The sequence below is a fragment of the Streptomyces albus subsp. chlorinus genome (assembly GCF_013302895.1).
Classification (GTDB): domain Bacteria; phylum Actinomycetota; class Actinomycetes; order Streptomycetales; family Streptomycetaceae; genus Streptomyces; species Streptomyces chlorinus.
Map to the genome: position 1 here is coordinate 1,406,316 of NZ_VJOK01000001.1, position 3,166 is coordinate 1,409,481.

At 69.3% G+C, this 3,166-nt stretch carries 2 protein-coding genes; both read right to left on the reverse strand.

The window, feature by feature from the left end; all coding sequences use genetic code 11:
• Positions 1-98 precede the first annotated feature (98 nt).
• The gene (locus FM076_RS06470; RefSeq protein ID WP_180217723.1) at positions 99-1,163 is read right to left on the reverse strand and encodes a ParA family protein; all 1,065 of its coding nucleotides are present in this window, start codon (positions 1,161-1,163) and stop codon (positions 99-101) included.
• Positions 1,164-1,710: 547 nt separating this feature from the next.
• Positions 1,711-2,826, reverse strand: a complete 1,116-nt coding sequence (gene ald, locus FM076_RS06475; protein ID WP_173874545.1) for an alanine dehydrogenase — start codon at positions 2,824-2,826, stop codon at positions 1,711-1,713.
• Between the last annotated feature and the right edge of the window lie 340 nt (positions 2,827-3,166).

Sequence of the window (3,166 nt, forward strand, 5' to 3'; positions counted from 1 at the left end):
CGCCTGGCCGGCCTGCGGGGCCGGCGCCTGGTGCGGCGCCGACGGCTGGACCGCGGCACCACCGGTGGTACGGAACAATTCGTCGGCTGCCGGGAGACTCACTCGGCGTGGCACCGGGCGAGCACCTCCCTGGCGAGCTGGCGATAGGCGGCGGCGCCGACGGAGTTGGAGGCGTAGGTGGTGATCGGCTCACCGGCGACAGTGGTCTCCGGGAAGCGGACGGTGCGCCCGATGACCGTGTGGTAGACGTTGTCGTCGAACGCCTCGACCACCCGGGCGAGCACCTCGCGGCTGTGCACCGTCCGCGAGTCGTACATCGTGGCGAGGATGCCGTCCAGCTCCAGTTCGGGGTTGAGCCGCTCCTGCACCTTCTCGATCGTCTCGGTGAGCAGCGCCACACCGCGCAGGGCGAAGAACTCGCACTCCAGCGGGACGATCACCTTGTGCGCGGCGGTGAGCGCGTTGACGGTGAGCAGGCCGAGCGAGGGCTGGCAGTCGATGACGATGAAGTCGTAGTCGCCCAGCAGCGGGCCCAGGGCGCGCTGGAGCGTGGACTCGCGGGCCACCTCGCTGACGAGCTGCACCTCGGCGGCCGACAGGTCGATGTTGCTGGGCAGCAGGTCCATCCCGGCGACCGCGGTCTTCAGCAGCACCTCGTCGGGGGCCAGGCCGCGTTCCATGAGCAGGTTGTAGACCGTCAGGTCCAGCTCCATCGGGTTGACGCCGAGGCCGACGGAGAGCGCGCCCTGCGGGTCGAAGTCGACGAGGAGCACCCGGCGTCCGTACTCCGCGAGTGCCGCGCCCAGGTTGATGGTCGAGGTGGTCTTGCCGACCCCGCCCTTCTGGTTGCACATCGCGATGATCTTCGCCGGGCCGTGTTCGTTGACCGGGCCGGGGATCGGGAAGTACGGCAGGGGCCGTCCGGTCGGGCCGATGCGTTCGCGACGCTGGCGTGCCGCGTCCGGCGCGAGCGTGGCCGCGTACTCCGGATCGGGCTCGTACTCCGCGTCGGGGTCGTAGAAGTGCCCCTCCGGCAGTTCGCCGTAGTTGGGGTCGTAGTGCGGATCACTGTAGTCGGCGAAACGCTCGGCGGACTGACCGTTCGTAGCGTCGCCGGCCGTGGCGTTCACGTGTTGGCCGTCCGTGCTCTGGTTGGCTGTCATGGTGTGGGTCGGGTTCTGGTGGGCCGTGAAGGTGCGGACAGCGATGGAGCCGACGCCCTCGGGCCCTGTGGGACCTGAAGATCCCTGGCCTCGCACAGGCGCTCCTGGTTGACCACCCCCGGGAGAAAATGTCGACTCGTTCACAAGTCGTCGTACCTCCAATGGTGACCAGGAAATTTCTCGACTAGTCAGCGTGACACCATGCCGACGGTTGGCGACTCTATGGCGTGTCGGCGGTCCGCAGCAACACAATCCGCCGGAGACGGCACGATGTGTCGGTATGCGCGCACCCTTGTGTCAAGAGGCTCCCGGGTGACGTCCGCACGGTTTTACGGGTGGGCAAATCGGTGAGGCTGGTGTTTTTACGGCAAAACAGCCTACCCGTGACCCACCCGCGCTCCCGCACGCGGACATGACGACGTCACCGTCCGGACCCTCCCTCCAAGGTCCGGACGGTGACGTGATGTTGCTGACGTTGACCCCGGGGGTTGACCGGGGCGGGCCGGGGGGAACCGGGCCCGCCGTCGGCCCACCGGCGGCCGGCGGCTCAGCCCAGCAGCGTCGCCACGTCGCGCACCGGCAGGCCGTGCGCCTCGCCGACCGAGCCGTAAGTGACCTCGCCCTCGTGGGTGTTGAGGCCCTTGGCCAGCGCCGGGTCGCGGCGCAGCGCCTCGCGCCAGCCGCGGTTGGCGACCTCGACGATGTAGGGCAGCGTCGCGTTGGTCAGCGCGTGCGTGGAGGTGTTGGGCACCGCGCCCGGCATGTTGGCCACGCAGTAGAAGACCGAGTCGTGGACCTGGAAGGTCGGCTCGGCGTGGGTGGTGGGCCGCGAGTCCTCGAAGCAGCCGCCCTGGTCGATCGCGATGTCGACAAGGACACTTCCGGGCTTCATCCGGGAGACCAGGTCGTTGCTGACCAGCTTGGGGGCCTTGGCGCCCGGGATGAGCACAGCGCCGACGACCAGGTCGGCCTCCAGCACGGCACGCTCCAGCTCGAAGGCGTTGGAGGTGATGGTCCGCACCCGGTTGCCGAAGATCCTGTCGGCCTCCCGGAGCTTGTTGATGTCCTTGTCCAGCAGGGTGACGTGGAAGCCGAGGCCGACGGCGATCTGGGTGGCGTTCCAGCCGGAGACGCCGCCGCCGATGACGACCGCGCGGCCCGGGTTCACGCCGGGCACGCCGCCGGGCAGCACGCCCCGGCCGCCCGCGGAGGCCATCAGGTGGTAGGCGCCGACCTGCGGGGCGATACGGCCGGCGACCTCGGACATCGGGGCGAGCAGCGGCAGCGTGCGACCCGGCAGTTCCACCGTCTCGTACGCGATGGCCGTGGTGCCCGACTCCAGGAGCGCGTCGGTGCACTCGCGGGAGGCGGCCAGGTGCAGGTAGGTGAAGAGCGTCTGGTCCTTGCGGAGCCGGTGGTACTCCTCGGCGACCGGCTCCTTGACCTTCAGCAGCAGGTCGGCGGTGGCCCACACCTCGTCGGCCGTGGCGAGGATGGTGGCCCCGGCCTCGACGTACTCCCCGTCGGGGATGGAGGAGCCGGCTCCGGCGTCCTGCTCCACGAAGACCTCGTGGCCGTTCCGCACCAGCTCCATCACCCCGGCGGGGGTGATCGCGACACGGAACTCGTTGTTCTTGACCTCGCGGGGGATACCGACCTTCACGTCGATCACGGTCCTTCACTCTGGGTGCAGAAGGCTGTTGAGACGCCGGGTCGCGCATGCTCGAAAACACCGAAGGACCGCGGCTCAACCAGTCTAATGAAGGAGGCTGACCTGTCCAACCTTACAAAGGGTCGATCTTTTTCGAGATCGCTATACATTTCGCAGGCTGCCACTCCTCAGGCCCGAACTGCTGCGGCCACCGGCCGCTCAGTGACCCTCGTCACCGGTCCCCGAGTACCCCGCACGGGATTCCGCTTGCCCCGCTCGGTGCCGCGCAGCCCGCTCGGCGGCGGCTTCCGCTTCCGGCCGTGCGGGGACCGGCCCGAGCGCCGGCGCCGCC